The sequence below is a fragment of the Paenibacillus abyssi genome, assembly GCF_014640295.1.
GTDB lineage: Bacteria > Bacillota > Bacilli > Paenibacillales > Paenibacillaceae > Paenibacillus_D > Paenibacillus_D abyssi.
In genome coordinates this window covers 185043-202474 of record NZ_BMGR01000003.1, presented here as the reverse complement: position 1 = coordinate 202474, position 17432 = coordinate 185043, and the positions used below count along the sequence as shown (strand labels likewise).

The window sequence follows — 17432 nt, the reverse complement described above, 5'->3', positions numbered from 1 at the left end:
CCACTCTCTCATCGTTATTATTTCATTGTCTATCAGATTGCTTCTCAACAACTCTTGCTTTTCTTAGTATAAAGGAAGCCGGATGGCAAAGAAATGGCCGGATGTGAAGTTGACATGTCTAAATGTGACTTCTTCTTATGACGAAATACATAAGTTATGATAAAATTTTGTAAATAATATCATGAGATTATTATGTTTGTGTTGTTAATTTAGGATGGAGGAAAGGGGCACTTCAATGCATAAGGAATTTACATACTCCGTCGTTTCCAATCCGGTGTCCATCGAACACGGCAGTCTTAATGTGTTATTCGCGGGTGAGAGCCAGACGAAGCCTTCGCATAAGCTCGGGCCTAAGGTATACGATTTTTATTTGCTGCACCATGTGTTATCCGGAGAAGGGACATTCACCTGCCGGCAGACGGATTACCGGATACGGGCCGGGCAGAGCTTTATCATCGAGCCGGAGCAGCTTGTCAGCTATGCCTCCGATGAAAGCGATCCCTGGCATTACCGTTGGGTCGCATTCGCAGGTACGGAAGCAGCTAATCTGGTTCATTCTGTTGGGTTCGGCTCTGCCCGGCCTATCGCCGATACGGGGCGAAACCGCCGGATCGGCGTTTTGCTGCACAGCATTCAACAGGCCTTCCGCCGTGCCGGTAACGCTGCGCATCTTCAAGCGGCGGGGTATTTGCAGCTGCTGCTTGCGGAATTCGGGGATGCAATGGGCGAGAAATCAGAAGGGGCGGTGCGCACGGGAGGGGACGGCGGCGAACACCTTATACAGCAGGTCGTGCACTACTTGTCCACCCAATACGCGGAACCGGTATCCATGGAACGGATGGCCCAGACGCTCGGGTACAACCGGGCCTACCTATCACGCATCTTCAAGCTGCGGACGGGCATGTCCCCGGTGACCTTCCTGTTAAAGCTGCGGATCGACAAAGCCCGCCAGCTCCTGCGCGAGCGGCTGGAGCTGACGGTCGAGCAAATCGCCGCATCGGTCGGCTTTCAGGATCCGCTATACTTCTCCAAGCAGTTCCGCAGATTTTACGGCCTGCCGCCGACCGCTTACCGTGAATCGATGCGCACGGGACAGCTGAAAGAGCGGTGACAGATCACGGGCATAGCGGACAGCATGGTGAATGATAACGCTTCGCCTGACCTTAGCCCGTCGATTCCTGTGCCGTAAAGAACGGTCATGCGGCGGCAGTCTGCCGCACAGCTACATAAACTTGGAGCGCGGGTAACGCTCTCCATAGCTCAGCCGCACCACGGACTCGAAACGTCCGACTGCGTCGCCCGCATCGGTGCGCACTTCGGCGGGGAAGCGCTCGCGCACCGCCGCGGCAATGTCTTGCAGCCCGCGCTGCCGCGGCGGGCCGGAATGGGCGGATGCGGCGAGCGATTCGAGAATCGCCGCAACCGCAATCGGCAGCGCCGCTTCGGCGCCGTCCGTCACCTTGACGGCGACTCCAAGGCGCTGCCGCCGCAGGGCGAAGGCGAAGACGCCCTGCGCCCCGCTCTTGGCGAGGATATTGTCATCGCCAAGGAGCAAGCTTGCGAGCCGCCCGGGGCCCTCGACGAGGGCCGGGTGGCGGTTCATCGCCGCGGCTGCGCGCTCAGCCGCGGCACGCAGCGCCGCGTCCGCCCAGCCGCTCGGCGGGGCGGCCAGGCGCGCGTATGCGAGCGCTAGCCGCCATAACGGCAGCGCAAAAACCGGGAAGCCGCAGCCATCCGTCGCGCGGCCTACCGCACCTTCGCCGATGCCAGAGAACTCGGCAACCCGGCGCAGCATCTCGCGCTGAGCCGGGTGATCCGGCTGCGTATAATGTTCAAGCGGCCAGCCCTGCCGCTTGCATAACGCCAGTGCACCGATGTGCTTGCCCGCGCATCCGTGATACAGCTTGCGCGGCGCGGCGCCTTTGCGCAGCAGCGCATCGCGTTCCTCCTGATCTGCCGGATATACCTTCGGCAATGCGAGGCCATCTTCCGTCACACCAATCTGTGCCAGCATACGCTCCAGCTTGGTCACATGCTCCGGGCCGCCGCAATGCGAAGCGGCCATCATCGCCACAGCTTCATCGTTCAAGCCATATTCCTTGGTCACACCACCCATCAGCACCGGTATCGCCTGAATCGGTTTCGCCGTTGAACGCATAAACGTGATTGCCCCGGGATCGCCTGCCCATGCCAGCAATCGACCATCTGCGTCGGCAATCGCCACATGACCGTTATGCACGTTTTCCGTCCATTTTCCTCTTGTTACTTCAACTAGCGGTGTTCCCTCGCTGCGCAGACCTGCTCCCATATCCGATTCCACCCTTCATCTGATAAGGTCCTTATGAATCTGCAACTTTACCGACAGCAATCCATCATTTTTCTCCATTGTATTCTTGATCGTCTGAAATAATCATCGCTTTCTTTTCCCATCCAAAAATTGCGATCTTTATTTAAGCAACAGGTTGCTCTCCTTTAGAAAACCCGCGTTTCATTTTCCTCTTATTAGGTTAATAATAAGGCAAGACGTTTGAAATGAAGCTGAATTAAAGGAGATGACCGATATGGAAAACATGGAAAAGGAACTTCCAATAAAGACCGAAAACGGTATGATGAAAGGCGCACTGATCGGTGGATTAATCGGCGCAGCGGCAGCCCTTCTTTTCGCTCCGAAGGCAGGACGTGAGCTGAGAAGCGATCTTCGCGTGAAGGCAGGTGAAGCGACGGATGTTGTTAAGGCTAAAGGCGCTATAATGGCCGAAACCGCGCAAGGTGCGGTAAAAGCAGTCGGAGAGCAGGCCACTTTACTGAAAGGTAAGGTTCAGGATATTGCGGCATCCGCCAAACAACGCGCTGCCGACACAGCTTCGCAAGCGCATGAGCTGGTTGATACCGTCGCTGATAAAGCGCGTGAGACAGCTAACGTTATCGGCATGCGCGGTAAAGAGGCCATCGATACCGCTGAGAGCAAAGCGCATGAAACCATTGACCAAGCCGAGAGCAAGGCAGAGGATCCATCAGCAAATAAATCTCCCAATAAGGCGAATACCGCAGCAAACACAACGAATACAGCAGCAAAAACAGCGGAAAAGCATTAAAACGATTGAATCTGAATCGCGAGAGATTGCTTGCAGCTCTAATTAAGGAGTGGATGATAATGAGCAACAAACAAAAAGGTTCTCCAAACAATACAGCCGGACAGGCCGGTCAAAAGAGTAAACCGGTCGATCAAGCCAATAACGGCTCCATGGTTCAGGATGAGCAGGATATGAAGCGGCTCGGAAAAGACATGGAATCCATGAAAACAAATCAACAACTACAGCAGGACGGGCTTGTTCCCGATCCCATTCAAGAATAAACACATACAGCTTTATAAAAAGAAATACCGGACCCTAGTGTTCCGGTATTTCTTTATCTCTTTCAGCATAATTATATACGTGCTCATTAATCTGGCTAATTTGTACATATTAATTATTAGGAGTGAAGACGTTGGGATTGTTTACAGGAAACTTATATTGGCCCACTACAATGGATACGAATGCCCCCTTCCCCGCTCTAAAACAAAACCTTCGCAAACAGGTCGCCATCATCGGCGGTGGAATGTCCGGATCTATCTGCAGTTATGTGTTGACGAACTGCGGCTTTGCTACCGTTATGCTCGAGAGGGAGCATGTAGCAGGAGGCAGCACATCCGCTAATACCGGATTGCTCCAGTTTTCCAATGACATCATGCTGCATGAGCTAATGAAACAGATCGGCCATCACCAGGCCATACGTTTCTATACCGCCTGCCGTGAGGCTGTGCTGCAAATCGGAAATATCGCGATGAACCTCGCGCGAGATACCGGATTTCATAAACGCAGCAGCCTCTATTATGCAAGCACGGAGCAGCATCTTCCCAAGCTGGAGAAGGAATTTCACACCCTGCGTCTTCAAGGATTCGATGTTGAATTCTGGACCGCGGACGATATTTCCGCCCGCTTCCCTTTCTGGAAACCTGGAGCCATTGTGACACATGGCGATGCCGAGATAAACCCTTACCGGTTCGTCCGAAGCGTTACGGAGGCGGCCGTACAGTCCGGACTGGAGGTATACGAAAATACGGAAGTCGTACTCCATGATACGAGGGATGGAATTCACCGTTTGGAAACGGCCGATGGATGTGTTATTGAAGCGGATTATATTGTCTATGCCATTGGGTACGAACCGGACGAGCTGCGCGGCAAATTGATCAAAGCGAGCCTCAATCGCTCGTTTGTGGCAGTAACCGCACCGCAATCCACCCTAACTCCCTGGTATGGAAACTACCTGATTTGGGAGACAGCGCGCCCCTATCTTTATATGCGAACAACGCCCGATGGACGGGCAGTCATTGGCGGTTTGGATGAGAATAAGCGAGATCCGATTCTGAGTGAAAGCGCCCGTGATCATCGGATTGATATACTTTTAAAACGCATAACGGATCATTTTCCAATGTTTGATGCTTCTATCGAATATGCCTGGAGCGCCACTTTTGGCGAGTCCCGCGATAATTTGCCGTTTATTGGCGAAGATCCCCTATGGCCTGGCGTTTATTACTGCCTCGGATACGGTGGTAACGGGACAGTCTACAGCATGCTTGCCGCTAACCTGATCCGCGATGCCATCCGGGGCGATAAGAATCCTATCGCCGATATCGTGAAATTGGACCGCCCCTCCCTAATAAACAGTTAATCGCAAAAAAAAAGCCGCCCAATCCTGTATCAGGAAAGGCGGCGTGTGCTTCACGTCCATGCATAGGACGGCCTATACTGCTCAAAGTCGATATGATCAAATATCTAATGTTAATGCACCATCTCGGCTCCATTGCTGCGGAGAGCGACTTCCGCCTTTTCTAGGCGGCCGATCTCGCTATGCGGCTCGTCCGAGTTGTCTTTGTCTTCTTCAACCATGATTATCAAAGATCCTGCACGGATGGCTTCTCGGCATTCTTTAGCTTCCTTTTTATCCAGCCCAAGCGCCATCAGCGTAGATCCGATCCCTTCCTCGTCATTGCCAAGGACTGAACCGGTAAACCAGCCAAATATACCGCCGGCTCCGTTACTCGCAGGCACTGCGCCTGCTGCACCGTTCATTGTCCCGTTCGTTGCGCCTAGCCCTGCTGCAAATAAAGGAAATCGTCCCTCGTTGTATTGATCGCGGGTTTCGGCAAGCTCCTGCACTTCATCCGCATCCACATCGGTTTCTGCTTCCAGCCTGCGGGAGTGCTCCTGATCTTTAGCCAGAACTTTCAACTCAGTCGGGCCAAAGCCGATATCCTTCAGCACCTCGATAGCTGATATCGCCTGCTGTTCATTGGAGAATATGCCTATTTTTTTTGCCACTGCCATCACGCTCCTTTCTATTCGTTATACCCTTCTTTGCCTGAAATGCCAGGATTCAACCACCACTTAAAACATTGGAAATACGTAGGCGACCAAGAAATACAAAACTCCGAAGAAAATGATGAGATAGGCCGCATACTTAATAAATGTCGAAGCTACAAGACTGGAATCCGACTTTTTCTCTACATGGCGTTCCTCAACGTCTACCGTTTTATTTTGTTGCATGACGATCATCCCCTTATCGAATAGTGATGTTGTGTTGCCTTTTTTTACCCGGCTGCCGCAACTCTAAAACATCGCTTATCGTCCATTTCATGCAAATGAAAATTTTTTTGTTTTGTTCTGAAAAACTGTTTCGTTATAAAAAAGACTGGTTAATGAATTCTAGAATACGATACAATAATCTTCAACAGCATTTCTTTAGTCAGGAGAGGAAAAGATGAAACAGACGGATAAATTTCAATTACGCACCGAGACAAAAGAAGGAAGGTGTATCGTCTATGTGAGCGGTGAGTTCGACCTTGAAGTCGCAGCGCAAATGCGTGCAGCCATGGCGCCGCTCGTTGAGCTGACTGACCGTGAGCTTACCCTTAATCTAAGGGATTTAAAGTATATTGACAGTACTGGAATCGGAATTTTGGTTTCTGTTCTGAAAGCCCGTAATGCCAAGCAAGCTTCCTTTACGGTAGAAGCGATTCCGCCTACCATCCGGAAACTGTTTGACATGACCGGCATAACTCCATTTCTTACTAGACAAAATCAGGAATCTTAAGGCAGAGAAAGGATCGAGGATGAACGCGATGAATGCACATGAAGAGCAAGTGACCCTTGAGGTACCGGCAACCGCTGAATATGTGGACCTTGTTCGGATCACCTTATACGGAATTGCAGCCAAGATGGGGTTCACTTTCGAAGAAATTGAAGATATGAAAGTAGCAGTTTCCGAAGCCTGTAACAATGCAGTATTACACGCTTATGGCAACCCGCCTACGGGTACGACCTCCCAAGCGCCCGCTATACAGCCAAAGATGGAAATCCGTTTTATCAAAAAGGAAGACGCTCTTTCAATCATTGTAAAGGATGAAGGACAAAGCTTTGATGCAATGGCAGTAGCCCCGCAATCTTCTCCGTTGCACGGCAAATCGATCAGCGAAATCAATGCCGGCGGGCTCGGTCTTTATCTCATGCAGGCGTTAATGGATCAAGTGGAGGTGCACAGTGAAGAAGGCACCCAAGTCATCTTGACCAAACGCCTTGTCAGGAGTGAAGAAACGGCATGAATATCCAACCGGCCAATCAGTCGCCGCTGACGCCAGCCGAGCTTATTCTGGCTTACCAGGATAATCCGACAAATGAAGCGGCTACACTGCTGATCGAACATTATGAACCGATGGTTCGAATGGCTGCCGGCAAAATTTCGCGAAACCGTCCCGATTTGTATGAGGACTTATACCAAGTCGGGCAAATGGCATTGCTTCGCTTATTTGCGCAGTATGACGCCTCTGTCGGAGTCCAATTCGAGCCGTACGCCATGAAAAGCATTATCGGACATATGAAAAATTACTTGCGGGATAAATCCTGGTATGTCCAAGTGCCAAGGCGAATCAAGGAAAAAGGCATTGTTGTCCAGCAAGCGATCGATGAGTTGACCGTGAAGCTGGAGCGCTCGCCTAATGTGGAAGAAATCTCTGCACATCTGTCATTATCCTACGAGGAGACGTTAGAAATCCTCGCAGGAAGGGACTTATACCATTATGTTTCTCTAGATACACCGATCTCCGAGGAAGAAAGCAATACCACGCTGGGAGAATTAATCGGCTCTCAAGCGGATGATTACGATTCCGTCGACAAGAAGCTCGACCTTCAGGCTGCAATGTCGAAGCTTAAGCCCGAGGAGCGACGAGTATTATTGCTTGTATTCGAGGAAGGATTGCCGCAGCGAACGATCGCCGACCAGCTTGGCGTATCACAAATGAGCATTTCCCGAATTCAAAAACGGGCAATGGACAAATTAAAACAGTACTTAACGGAAGAAACGAAGAAAGAATCATGAATGACCAATCCAATGCAAAATCGACTTATTCGTCAACATCATTCTATTAAAGGCACGTACAAGCCGAATTCGGCGAAGACGTGCCTTTGTTATGAACTGTTTTACAATCGCTTCCGCTTTGGAGTATGATGGTTACATACTATTCTATTATTCAATGGATCGGACAAGATGGCCTTGTGGCCTTGGAGGACTGGACCGATGTTACATCGCAAGCTTCGTTACGCCACAGGTTGGGAATGGCACCTTGTGCTTCAAACCGAGGATCAATCGGTTCAACAATTGAAGCGTGCATTTCCCGAATGTGCAAGCTGGATAGACGAGTGTATAAATCGTGAAAATAATAATATTACCGTATATGAGCAGGCTGGCGGAGAATCGGTGCTGCATGGAACCTTGCTGTTCCAAATGGCTGAAGGCGAAGATGTTCAGTCCATGCATTTTTGGATGGTAAAGGACAGGCTCATTACCCTGCATAAAGATCTCCGTTTGTCCATCCGTCTGCAAACTCCCCCTTGGGAAGAGAAGCTCGAGCGCTGCGTCAGTGCGCCGGAGGCTTTTTTAGTCATAACCAGCGCGATCCTGGAAACGTTACATACCGGATTAGATGCTTTTGAAGCAAGGCTGAGCCGATTAGAGGCAGCAATGCACCGGCGCAATCGTACCGGATTAATCGATGAAATATTTGAACGCCGTTATGATCTGCTTCACTGGAGCCACTTGTTCATCCCCATCCGGGAGATTCACGGCGCAGCTAAGGAAGGTTTTGTGAAGACGCTTGGACAGACGGACAGCTTTGAGCGATTCGAATACAAATTAGAGAGAATCGAAACGCTGCTGCGGTATTACAACCAGGAAATCGATACGCTCATTTCCATGGATGATGCGATTGCCACTTTCCGCGGAAACGACATTATGAAGACGTTAACGATTTTTACGGCTATGTTCACGCCGGCTGCTGTGATCGGAGCGTTATGGGGCATGAATTTTGAGCCTCTGCCATGGTCAAATGAGATGTGGGGCTTTACCGCCATGTGCGGTATTATCCTTGTGTTGACGCTTTGTATCTACGCTTGGCTGTGGAAAAAGGGCTGGACAGGCGATCTGCTGAAAGGCTCCAAGAAGAAACAGCCAGGTACCGGCAGCAAGAAATCAAATTCCAGAAAGAGCAGACATGCCCGCTCATCTTCCAAAAAGAACGCTGCCCCTTCCGGTTTTTCAGGTGAACCAGAACCATTGCGCCGATCCAGACGGCATTCCTGACAAACATAAAATTAAGCAGCTGTGGCTGCAACGAAATAGAGCATTTGCGAATTTAGCCGTTTTTCCACCGGCTATACTCGCAAATGCTCTTTCTTATTCAAACGTTATTATTTGATTTTAACCCAGACAAGACAACGGTCATCAGGCCGCTTCACCTGTACGCTATCAGCGAAAAATGATTCCTGCCATACGGTAAGAGCCTCATTCTCATGTGCGGCTGCAATTTGTTTGAACAGCAGATCCAGCTTTTCATCTTCTTCAGCATCCATAATATCGACAACGCCATCGGTTACCATGATAAGACGGTCTTTCTGGCCGACCTCGACGGTTTGTTTCTGGATTTTCATCTCCTCGAACATACCGATCGCTGTAGTTCCGCTCTCCATCCTCTCCGTTGTTCCATCACTTCTCAGCAAAAGACCTGGGGGATGTCCAGCATTAACATACTCTGCTGTTCCCCTGCTAACATCAACGACCATATAAATCGCAGTGTAATAGTATTGAATGAGCTGATCGGCAAATTGCAGCTGCAGCGCTCTGCGATTCAGCTCATGGATAACACGTACCGGATCGATGAGCTTTATCATAGCGTCCTTCAGCACCGATGCAATAAACATGCACACGAGCGATGAAGAAATGCCGTGTCCCATTGCATCAATGACCGCTATGCCATATCGGTTATCATCAATGCGGTGCCACGCGTATAAATCGCCCGCAAGCTCTTCAGAAGGGCAAAAAATGGATCCAATCTCGATATGCTCTTCAGCAATGGGTTGGGGAAGCACAGCAGACTGTACTTCTCTGGCAAGCTGAAGCTCTTCACGCAAACGCCGATCACGTTCTTTGTGCCAATCCTTCTCTTCTTTTAGACGCAGTGCTACCCGGATACGGGCTAACAATTCGATTTTGTTAATCGGCTTCGTAACATAGTCAATTGCTCCTGCGTCGAGCGCTTCGGCAAGCTTCTTGGAATCACCGATCGCTGTGACCATAATAATCGGTATATCCCGCAGCCTCTCCGAGTTTTGAACCGCCCGGCAAGCGGCAATGCCATCGATGCGCGGCATCATCATATCCAGCAGTATAAGATCATAGCCCGGATCCCCAAGCGACTGGTTCTCCGGCTCCTCTCCATTTTCATTCAACCCTACCAGTTCAAAGAGCTCTAGTCCGGAAGATGCAGAATGAACATCCCGGTAACCCGCTCGCCTGAGCATTTCCTGAATAACGGTTACGTTCATGGGATTATCGTCAACAATCAGTATTCTCATCTTCCAACTCCTTGATTTCCGTTCCTGTCTCTCCATCTGTGGTATCCCCTATCCTAGCTTAACCGCCTGTTCATGTCTATTTTTGCTTTCATGATCAAGTGGGCTCTTCGCTGTCATGTTCGTATATACCGTCGTGCTCGCATCATGAGTTTTACGCTGTTCTGAGTACAGCACGTTTCTGATCACTTTTGCTGTTTTGATCCCTGTTTCAATCCAATCAAGCCAAGCCGCCGCCTTCGGCGCCTCTGCCGGCGTTACCGCAGCCGTCTGGGCTCTACGCTTTACCTTGTCTATCCAGGTTGTCGACACTTCTTTAGCCGCTGTTGTTACTTCATTGACAGCCACGCCGACATCCTTGATGGAGGACATCAAAGGATCAACTGCGCTAACCTGATGGTTCACTTGATCAATCAAGCTGCGCACACTAATAACGAGCTCCTCAACATCATCCTTCGATCTATGGATAAGATCCTGAGCTTCTTTTAATGTTTTATTAGCTGTATCAATAGACTCCTGTGCCTTGCGTAAGGTTTGCACCAAATAAATAACTAACACCGCTACCGATATGGCCATAATCATAACACTGACTTGCATTAACATCTTCTCATCCCCCTCCGAAATCATCCGGCCTCAACCGTACTCTCATAATAATGTTACCCGAGCACAAACTCGCTGAATCAGCTGGCAGAGACCGATAAAGGAAGTTAAAGACAATTTTTAAACCGCCTGTTTCATCTTCGAAAGATGCGGTTAATCATCCCACAAGCGGGGCTAACCGGTTAGCCTGAATTCCCGATCACAAAAATTCTAAACAAAAGGATGGGTGGTTAATATGTTAAGATGGGCAGCAATATTCTTTATTATCGCCATTGTCGCAGCTATTTTCGGTTTTGGAGGCATTGTAGATGCGGCTGCAGGAGTTGCTAAAGTCCTGTTTGTTGTCTTCTTGATCCTGTTCGTCATTTCCCTTATTACGGGCAGACGTTCAGCCAGGCCTTAAATAAGCAGCATTAACAAAGGTCAAACATCAGATCTCAAAGAACCGCCATCACGTTTGTCTGCGATGGCGGTTCTTTCTGTTCGGTTACACCCCCAGCTTGACTGGCAAGCCGCTTTGCGCAGATTCATTAGCCGCAACTGTGACCTGTTGCGTCCGCCAAGCATCTGCATAGGTTGAAAGGATACCGGAAGAGTCTCCTGTACGAACAGCATGCAGAAATGCTTTATTCTCATTTTCATATGGATTGGAAACATTCTTAAACTCTGTGGCACGTTCACCCGATCGATCCGATAACGCTCCGCCCGTCAGCTCCAAAGTCCCTCCATTCGTATAAATCTGCAGCCCTGAAGAAAAACCCTCCGACAATATGCAGGTATTCACAATCGCCGCTACCGCTCCGCTTGCCAGCTTCATCGAAACGGTGCCGACATCGGGCACGGTAACGGCTTCTTCCTTATTATGCATGACCTGTTGTCCGTATGCCGCGTACACCTCTGTCACTTCACCTAACAAGTAACGAAGCAGATCCACGATATGCGTCGTCTGCTCGACCATCTGTCCGCCGGAGCTGTGCAGATTTCTCCACCAATACACGCTCGGCATATTGCCCATCCAGCGCCCCACTGCCATGCCTATCGTACGATCTTCAAGTATTCGCTTGGCCTGTGCAGTACTGTCCATATAACGAAAATGGTATCCGACAGATGTCAGCAGCTGTTTTTCCTCAATCGATTTCAAAATCTTGCTTGGAGTGGCGAGATCGACGCCAAGCGGTTTTTCAACAAAGAAGGGAATACCGCGTTCGACCAGTTCACGCTCGATGTCCCCATGTGCAAAAGGAGGCACACAGACGTACACTGCATCCAGCTTCTGCGCATCCAGCATATCCTGAACCGTTGAGTAACCTCTGGCTCCATCGAAATAGCCCGCCATAAGGTCAGATTTCTCCTTGCTTGAACCGCAAATGGCGCTGACTGTTACTCCCTCCATGCCTGCCAGCATCTCCCCGTGCATTTTGGCAAACCAGCCGGTTCCTATTAATCCAATATGTAAGGTCATTATAAGCTCCCTCCAGCATGTAATGCTACTACATGTTCCAAAATTTTGATTGCTATCTTGATTGTAAATCAATGTGGATCAGAATGCCAAAACAGGAATTCACCGTCTACAATTAGGCGCATCACCCCATCCCCATTCGCCCAACAAAGACATAAGATAATCTATCGGAGCATGTATAGAACAGTTAAAGCATCTTCGGATCATCGCTCATTTCGGGAGGGGAAATCATGGCGAAACAAACCATGCCCATTGGAAACGCATTGTTTTTGGCAGCCGTTTGCGGACAGACTTATGTACAGCACAACAATAAAGACGGATTGTTTCTTGCTCCCCACAGCTACAGCTCCGTAGATGCGATCGAGGCACAGTCCTACAACAGCGGATACGAACGATTCGGATTCATTCTCGAATCCGATCAGGCATTAATCGTGGCATTTCGGGGCACCAGTACTGCAGTTGAATGGGTGTCCGATTTTATCGCACGGCAAACCCCATACCTTCCGGTAAAGGATTTCGGCCTCACACACAAAGGGTTTACCGATATTTACATGTCTGCACGCGAGCAGCTGCTCCGGGCTTTAAATAAGTATTCCCATCAAAAACCATTGTTTGTTACAGGGCATAGCCTGGGAGGCGCGCTTGCGACTCTTGCCGCTCCGGACATCGCCGCCAATACGCCTTTCCGCAATCCCCATGTCTACACATTTGCCTCGCCACGAGTGGGAAATCCTCAATTTGTCCGTAATTATAACCAAATCATTCCGGTCAGCTGGCGGATTTGCAACGAACATGATATCGTTCCCCATTTACCCCCGCTTATCTATCGATCCCCAAAAACCGACAAAACCTATTACTATCTTCATGTGAAGGACGAATACAAGTTCAGCTTCCTGGCAGGCTCAGTTCCAGGCAACCATGTGATCCGTAATTATTTTAGCAAGTTAAGCAAAGAAGATCCCCACTTCACCAAAGCAATGTGCAGCTTTCCGCCCGCATGGTGTCCGGATGGAATAGATTAAATAAGTCCATTGTTAACGAAAGGGCATATTCCGTGTACAATGATAGCTAATCCTTATTTCTTTGCACCTATTATTCTTTGGAGGAATACGATGAAACCACGTCCAATTGCCATGATTACCGGCGCTTCAAGCGGCTTTGGTCTGCAGACCGCAATCGCTTTGGCTAAGAACGGATTTATAGTTGCCGCTACAATGCGCGATACTCAAAAGCGGGACAAACTGCTGGCCACCGCTGTGGAAGCGGATGTCACTGACCTTATTCACTGTTTAAAGCTGGATGTGACGGATCACGAAGCTGTCCGGACCGTCGTTCAATCTATTATTGAAGCCCACGGTACGATCGATGTGCTTGTCAACAATGCGGGGATGGCTGTCGGAGGTTTTGTGGAGGATGTCACGATGGAGGAATGGCGAAGGCAGATGGAGACCAATTTGTTCGGTGTCGTTGCGGTAACGCAGGCGGTGCTGCCTTTCATGCGTAAGCGGAAGAAAGGGCTGATTATTAATATCAGCAGTCTAAGCGGCCGGGTCGGCTTTCCCGGTTATGCGCCTTATGCCGCATCAAAATATGCGCTGGAGGGGCTAAGCGAAGCATTACGTCACGAGATGCTGCCCCACGGGGTCAAAGTGGTACTGGTCGAACCCGGCGCCTATCGGACGGAAATATGGCAGAAGGGTTTTGATTCCATCCCGCTGCATCCCTCTTCCCCATATTATGAGCAGCTTTCGTCCGTGCTCGCGTATTCCAGAAAGGCTGCTGCCACCGCCCCCGATCCCCAGGAAGTCGCGGAGACGATTGTGCGTATCGCCAACCATCCGGCCCCAAAGCTCCGCTATCCGATGGGCCGCGGCGCGAGACTTTCGCTATGGAGCAAAGCGCTGCTGCCATGGCGCACTTTCGAGCGGGTAATTGCCAAGCTGCTTCACAACAAAAAAGCTCCCAATTAATTTGGGAGCACGTACAGCAACATCATAAAGAAGTGAAGAATGGAGCCGGCAAGCACGAACAAATGCCATACCGCATGATGATAAGGAAAGCTGCGCCACATATAGAATACAGTGCCGAACGTATATAGCAATCCGCCGCCAATTAACAGCTTCAAGCCGCCGGGAGCTAGATTTTCGACCAGAGGCCCCCAGGCAAATACGATGATCCAGCCCATTGCGATATAAATCAGTGTAGAGGTAAATAAAAATTTCGACGCAAAGAACGATTTGAACACGACCCCTACGAGCGCAACCCCCCATACGATGCCGAACAGCACCCAACCGAGCGTTCCCTGCACCACGTTAAACAGGATTGGCGTATACGTGCCTGCGATGAAAATGTAGATGCAGGAATGGTCTGCGATCTCGAACCAATTCTTAACCTTTCCTTCCGGAAAGCTGTGCACCAGCGTAGAGGCCAAGTACAGCATCAGCATGGCGCTGCCGTAGATGGTAAAACTGACCACATGCCATGCCGTGCCTTTCAAAGAAGAAAAAACGATAAGCAGCACCAGAGCGGCTACGCTGAGCGCCGCCCCAATGCCATGCGTAATTGCGTTGGCGACCTCTTCTTTTCGGGTATAGGTGTGTGTATTCGCCACTGTTTATCACCCTTCCAAACCAAGGCTTTCCTTCACTATACGCCCATACGTTTCCTTTGGTTATTGATTTTTTTGGTATTCTGGCTTTTCATCTTCGGCTGGTTGCCCGCAACCTGATGTTTCTTCTGGTTGTTGGCATCCGCTTGCGCTTGTTTCTTCTGAGCAAGCTTCTGTTTCATTGCTTCAGCAAGAGAAACTTTCCGCGGCGCGTTCTCCGCTTGGCCAACTTCTTCATGTTCTGCCATTTTATTCTCTTCGGTCATGACTATTCACCTCATATGAGCTTTGTAATTCTAGTTTAGCGCTTTTTCAGTAGAATTTCCACTCAATATGCTCGTTCGTACTGTACAGGCACACTGCCTTCTACAACGCCGCTCACTTCGGCCAGCGCATGTACAGCCCAATATGGATCCTTCAGCATGCCTCTTCCAACAGCTACCAAGTCGGCTTTGCCCTCTGCCAATGTCGCTTCTGCAAGCTGAGGATCATCCAGCATGCCTACCGCAATGACCGGCATCTCCAAAGCATCCTTTAACGCTTTGGCAAAGTCCACTTGATAACCGGGAGCGTATTGGGGCTTCCGTGTCGTGCCTACAGGACCTTCGCCTCCGGTGGAAACATGGAAAACGTCCACGCCTGCAGCTTTGTACTTAGATGCGATCTCAATCATATGATCCACATCATAACCGCCATCCATATATTCAACTGCCGACACCCGCATGATGAGCGGCATATCCTTCGGCATGATCTCCTTAACTGCCTTGATGACTTCTACGCCGAACAAAGACAGGTCCTTTCCGTATTCATCGTCACGATTGTTGATTCCAGGGGAATGGAACTGGTGGATCAAATAACCGTGTGCACCGTGCAGCTCGATCGTATCCACTCCGGCTTCCAGAGCACGCCGAGCGGCCTCTTGATATTTCAGGACCATTGCTTTCACTTCTTCCGTTGTAAGTGCACGAGGAGTTTTGAACGTATTGTCTACTGCAATAGTCGATGGACCAACCGGCTGTGGGGCATCCTCCGCTTTACGGCCGGCATGCGCGATTTGAATCGCCACTTTCGCTCCGTATTTCTGCGCTTCCTTAATAATGCGCGCGAACTTTGGCGTATGCTCGTCCGACCACAAACCAAGACAATGATCGGTAATGCGGCCGTCCGGCTCCACATTGGTCATCTCGATGATAATCAAGCCTGCGCCGCCGACAGCACGGGAGACATAATGTACATAATGCCAGTCGGTCGGCATGCCGTCTTTGGCTAGTGCGGAATATTGGCACATTGGCGGCATGACAATCCGGTTTTTCAGCGACAAGGATTTGAGCTCAAAGGGTGTATTTAGATGATTCATATCGTTATTCCTCCTGAATGTAGCGCGTTGGCTTTTCTTTTGGCGCATTTCGTGTTAAACAATAATAGTGAAACCTACAGTTGAATCGATGAACCGAAACAGGAAAGGACTGAACAAGCTATGCGGAAAATGATCTGTCTGCACGGTTTTACGCCGGAGCAGCAGGAACAGGTTCGTGCGATTGCAGCGCCTCCGGAATGGGAGGTTGTATTCGGCAAAGCAAGCGAGATCGACCCGCAGCATTTTCGGGATGCCGAGGTTGTATGCGGCTGGAGCTCCAATGTTGTCAAAGAGACCCTTCATTCACAATCGAAGCTTCGCTGGGTGCAGGGTTGGTCAGCCGGCGTCGACAAGCTTCCGCTTGAGAAACTGGAGCAGCACGGCGTGCTGCTGACCAATGCAAGCGGCGTTCATCCGAAGCAAATGTCCGAGACCGCCTTTGCGCTGCTGCTAGGATTAACGCGTAATATACATCAAGCGGTGCGCAACCAACAAGCGAGGCATTGGGATCCAAGCGGTTCCTATGGAGAAATCCACGGCAAAATCATTGCCATCATCGGGGCAGGCGAGATCGGCGTGGAAATCGCAAGGCTGTCCAAAGCGTTTGGGATGCGTGTCTTAGGCGTTCGACGTTCGGGCAAGCCTGCCGAGTTTGTCGACCATATGGTCGATTTGAACGGCTTGAATGGCGTACTCGCGCAAAGCGACATCGTCGTCAACGTGCTGCCCTCAACCGACGAAACGAAATGGCTGTTTGACGAAGCAAGATTCGACCAATTCAAGCAAGGCGCCTGCTTCATCAATGTTGGCCGTGGAGCGACAGTAAAAACCGATGCCCTTGTCGCCGCTCTTCAGGATGGCCGTGTGGCAAGCGCCGGATTAGACGTGTTCGAGGCCGAACCGCTGCCGGAGGACCATCCGCTGTGGACGTTGGGGAACGTTATTCTGACTCCCCATATCGGCGGGGCAACTGATCGCTATAATGAAAGGGCCGTTTCCTTGTTTCTGGATAATCTGACCTTCTACCTGAACGGCCAATTGAACGAGATGATTAACCGGGTCGATTATAAAAAGAACTATTAATTCGCAATCACCTTGTCATTGGAATAGGCAACTCTGGTATCTACAATAACCTCCAAGCGTTGTGCGGCCGCGTCATATTGAAGACGCGGTCTTTGTTTGTCGTATAACCACCATTTCCGCACCTTGGAGGGGTCACTCTTAAGCTCTTCGAAATAAAACAAATTCAAATCATCGATCAGCTCCTGCAATTCGTCGACGAGCGGCTGCCCGACCTGCTCGATGACCACGCGCCATCCACCATCGGCCTCAGCCAGCTCGAATGGGTTCGAGCCCTTCGAGGTATCGAACAACAACCGTCCAATCACTTGTTTGATCAGCAATCTGGGCACGTACTGCTCTTGCTCCGTCATCCCTAGTTCCTCCTTTATTAAACAGCTGCAGCAA

22 protein-coding genes are annotated in these 17432 nt (G+C 50.1%); 12 read left to right on the top strand and 10 right to left on the bottom strand.

The window, feature by feature from the left end; genetic code table 11:
• Positions 1-235 precede the first annotated feature (235 nt).
• Positions 236-1111: an AraC family transcriptional regulator gene (locus IEW11_RS05565; protein WP_188529800.1), complete on the top strand. Its 876-nt coding sequence runs from the start codon at positions 236-238 to the stop codon at positions 1109-1111.
• 111 nt (positions 1112-1222) lie between these two features.
• Here the strand turns inward: IEW11_RS05565 and IEW11_RS05560 are convergent, their stop codons facing one another.
• A complete protein-coding gene (locus tag IEW11_RS05560) occupies positions 1223-2308 on the bottom strand; it encodes an asparaginase (protein WP_188529798.1) in 1086 nt (361 codons plus the stop codon).
• Between the two features lie 253 nt (positions 2309-2561).
• Here IEW11_RS05560 and IEW11_RS05555 point away from each other — a divergent pair, with 253 nt between their 5' ends.
• The 3 genes from IEW11_RS05555 to IEW11_RS05545 all read left to right on the top strand — a co-directional run bounded on the left by IEW11_RS05555 (position 2562) and on the right by IEW11_RS05545 (position 4710).
• Positions 2562-3095, top strand: coding sequence for a YtxH domain-containing protein (locus IEW11_RS05555; protein ID WP_188529797.1), 534 nt, complete (start codon positions 2562-2564; stop codon positions 3093-3095).
• A gap of 59 nt (positions 3096-3154) precedes the next feature.
• Positions 3155-3355: a hypothetical protein gene (locus IEW11_RS05550; RefSeq protein ID WP_188529795.1), complete on the top strand. Its 201-nt coding sequence runs from the start codon at positions 3155-3157 to the stop codon at positions 3353-3355.
• 131 nt (positions 3356-3486) lie between these two features.
• Positions 3487-4710 (top strand): NAD(P)/FAD-dependent oxidoreductase, encoded by a 1224-nt coding sequence (locus IEW11_RS05545; RefSeq protein ID WP_373289305.1) that lies wholly within the window; start codon positions 3487-3489, stop codon positions 4708-4710.
• 110 nt (positions 4711-4820) lie between these two features.
• On the opposite strand, the gene IEW11_RS05540 is transcribed toward IEW11_RS05545, so the two are convergent.
• Together IEW11_RS05540 and IEW11_RS05535 are read right to left on the bottom strand one after the other, a co-directional pair.
• On the bottom strand, positions 4821-5360 hold the full coding sequence (locus IEW11_RS05540; RefSeq protein ID WP_188529793.1) for a general stress protein: 540 nt from the start codon (positions 5358-5360) through the stop codon (positions 4821-4823).
• A 66-nt stretch (positions 5361-5426) separates the two neighbouring features.
• Positions 5427-5585, bottom strand: a complete 159-nt coding sequence (locus IEW11_RS05535) for a hypothetical protein (protein ID WP_188529791.1) — start codon at positions 5583-5585, stop codon at positions 5427-5429.
• A gap of 214 nt (positions 5586-5799) precedes the next feature.
• Here IEW11_RS05535 and IEW11_RS05530 point away from each other — a divergent pair, with 214 nt between their 5' ends.
• The 4 genes from IEW11_RS05530 to IEW11_RS05515 all read left to right on the top strand — a co-directional run bounded on the left by IEW11_RS05530 (position 5800) and on the right by IEW11_RS05515 (position 8673).
• Positions 5800-6132 (top strand): STAS domain-containing protein, encoded by a 333-nt coding sequence (locus tag IEW11_RS05530; RefSeq protein WP_188529789.1) that lies wholly within the window; start codon positions 5800-5802, stop codon positions 6130-6132.
• Positions 6133-6160: 28 nt separating this feature from the next.
• Positions 6161-6640 (top strand): anti-sigma B factor RsbW, encoded by a 480-nt coding sequence (rsbW, locus tag IEW11_RS05525; protein WP_188529787.1) that lies wholly within the window; start codon positions 6161-6163, stop codon positions 6638-6640.
• Complete coding sequence (locus tag IEW11_RS05520) at positions 6637-7413, top strand: sigma-70 family RNA polymerase sigma factor (protein WP_188529785.1); 777 nt, start codon at positions 6637-6639, stop codon at positions 7411-7413. The genes rsbW and IEW11_RS05520 overlap by 4 nt, the downstream gene beginning before the upstream one ends.
• 198 nt (positions 7414-7611) lie before the next feature.
• The gene (locus IEW11_RS05515) at positions 7612-8673 is read left to right on the top strand and encodes a magnesium transporter CorA family protein (protein ID WP_188529783.1); all 1062 of its coding nucleotides are present in this window, start codon (positions 7612-7614) and stop codon (positions 8671-8673) included.
• Between the two features lie 107 nt (positions 8674-8780).
• Here IEW11_RS05515 and IEW11_RS05510 read toward each other — a convergent pair whose 3' ends face one another.
• On the bottom strand, positions 8781-9944 hold the full coding sequence (locus IEW11_RS05510; protein ID WP_188529781.1) for a PP2C family protein-serine/threonine phosphatase: 1164 nt from the start codon (positions 9942-9944) through the stop codon (positions 8781-8783).
• 48 nt (positions 9945-9992) lie between these two features.
• On the bottom strand, positions 9993-10544 hold the full coding sequence (locus tag IEW11_RS05505) for a DUF948 domain-containing protein (protein ID WP_188529779.1): 552 nt from the start codon (positions 10542-10544) through the stop codon (positions 9993-9995).
• 232 nt (positions 10545-10776) lie between these two features.
• On the opposite strand from IEW11_RS05505, the gene IEW11_RS05500 reads away from it, so the two are divergent.
• The gene (locus IEW11_RS05500; RefSeq protein ID WP_188529777.1) at positions 10777-10944 is read left to right on the top strand and encodes a DUF1328 domain-containing protein; all 168 of its coding nucleotides are present in this window, start codon (positions 10777-10779) and stop codon (positions 10942-10944) included.
• Between the two features lie 84 nt (positions 10945-11028).
• On the opposite strand, the gene IEW11_RS05495 is transcribed toward IEW11_RS05500, so the two are convergent.
• Entirely contained in the window at positions 11029-12003 is a 975-nt protein-coding gene (locus tag IEW11_RS05495; RefSeq protein WP_188529775.1) for a Gfo/Idh/MocA family protein, read from the bottom strand.
• Between the two features lie 227 nt (positions 12004-12230).
• On the opposite strand from IEW11_RS05495, the gene IEW11_RS05490 reads away from it, so the two are divergent.
• Together IEW11_RS05490 and IEW11_RS05485 are read left to right on the top strand one after the other, a co-directional pair.
• A complete protein-coding gene (locus IEW11_RS05490; protein ID WP_229724968.1) occupies positions 12231-13022 on the top strand; it encodes a lipase family protein in 792 nt (263 codons plus the stop codon).
• A 90-nt stretch (positions 13023-13112) separates the two neighbouring features.
• A complete protein-coding gene (locus IEW11_RS05485; protein ID WP_188529774.1) occupies positions 13113-13970 on the top strand; it encodes an SDR family oxidoreductase in 858 nt (285 codons plus the stop codon).
• Here IEW11_RS05485 and trhA read toward each other — a convergent pair.
• The 3 genes from trhA to IEW11_RS05470 form a co-directional block, all read right to left on the bottom strand.
• Entirely contained in the window at positions 13967-14611 is a 645-nt protein-coding gene (gene trhA, locus IEW11_RS05480; RefSeq protein ID WP_188529773.1) for a PAQR family membrane homeostasis protein TrhA, read from the bottom strand. The genes IEW11_RS05485 and trhA overlap by 4 nt on opposite strands.
• 35 nt (positions 14612-14646) lie before the next feature.
• A complete protein-coding gene (locus tag IEW11_RS05475; RefSeq protein WP_188529772.1) occupies positions 14647-14874 on the bottom strand; it encodes a hypothetical protein in 228 nt (75 codons plus the stop codon).
• Positions 14875-14936: 62 nt separating this feature from the next.
• Positions 14937-15965 carry an NADH:flavin oxidoreductase/NADH oxidase gene (locus IEW11_RS05470; protein ID WP_188529771.1) on the bottom strand — a complete coding sequence of 343 codons (1029 nt, stop codon included), beginning with the start codon at positions 15963-15965 and terminating at the stop codon, positions 14937-14939.
• Positions 15966-16085: 120 nt separating this feature from the next.
• Between IEW11_RS05470 and IEW11_RS05465 the strand changes: the two genes are divergently transcribed.
• Positions 16086-17048 carry a D-2-hydroxyacid dehydrogenase gene (locus IEW11_RS05465; RefSeq protein WP_188529770.1) on the top strand — a complete coding sequence of 321 codons (963 nt, stop codon included), beginning with the start codon at positions 16086-16088 and terminating at the stop codon, positions 17046-17048.
• Here IEW11_RS05465 and IEW11_RS05460 read toward each other — a convergent pair.
• A complete protein-coding gene (locus IEW11_RS05460; protein WP_188529768.1) occupies positions 17045-17398 on the bottom strand; it encodes a hypothetical protein in 354 nt (117 codons plus the stop codon). The genes IEW11_RS05465 and IEW11_RS05460 overlap by 4 nt on opposite strands.
• Between the last annotated feature and the right edge of the window lie 34 nt (positions 17399-17432).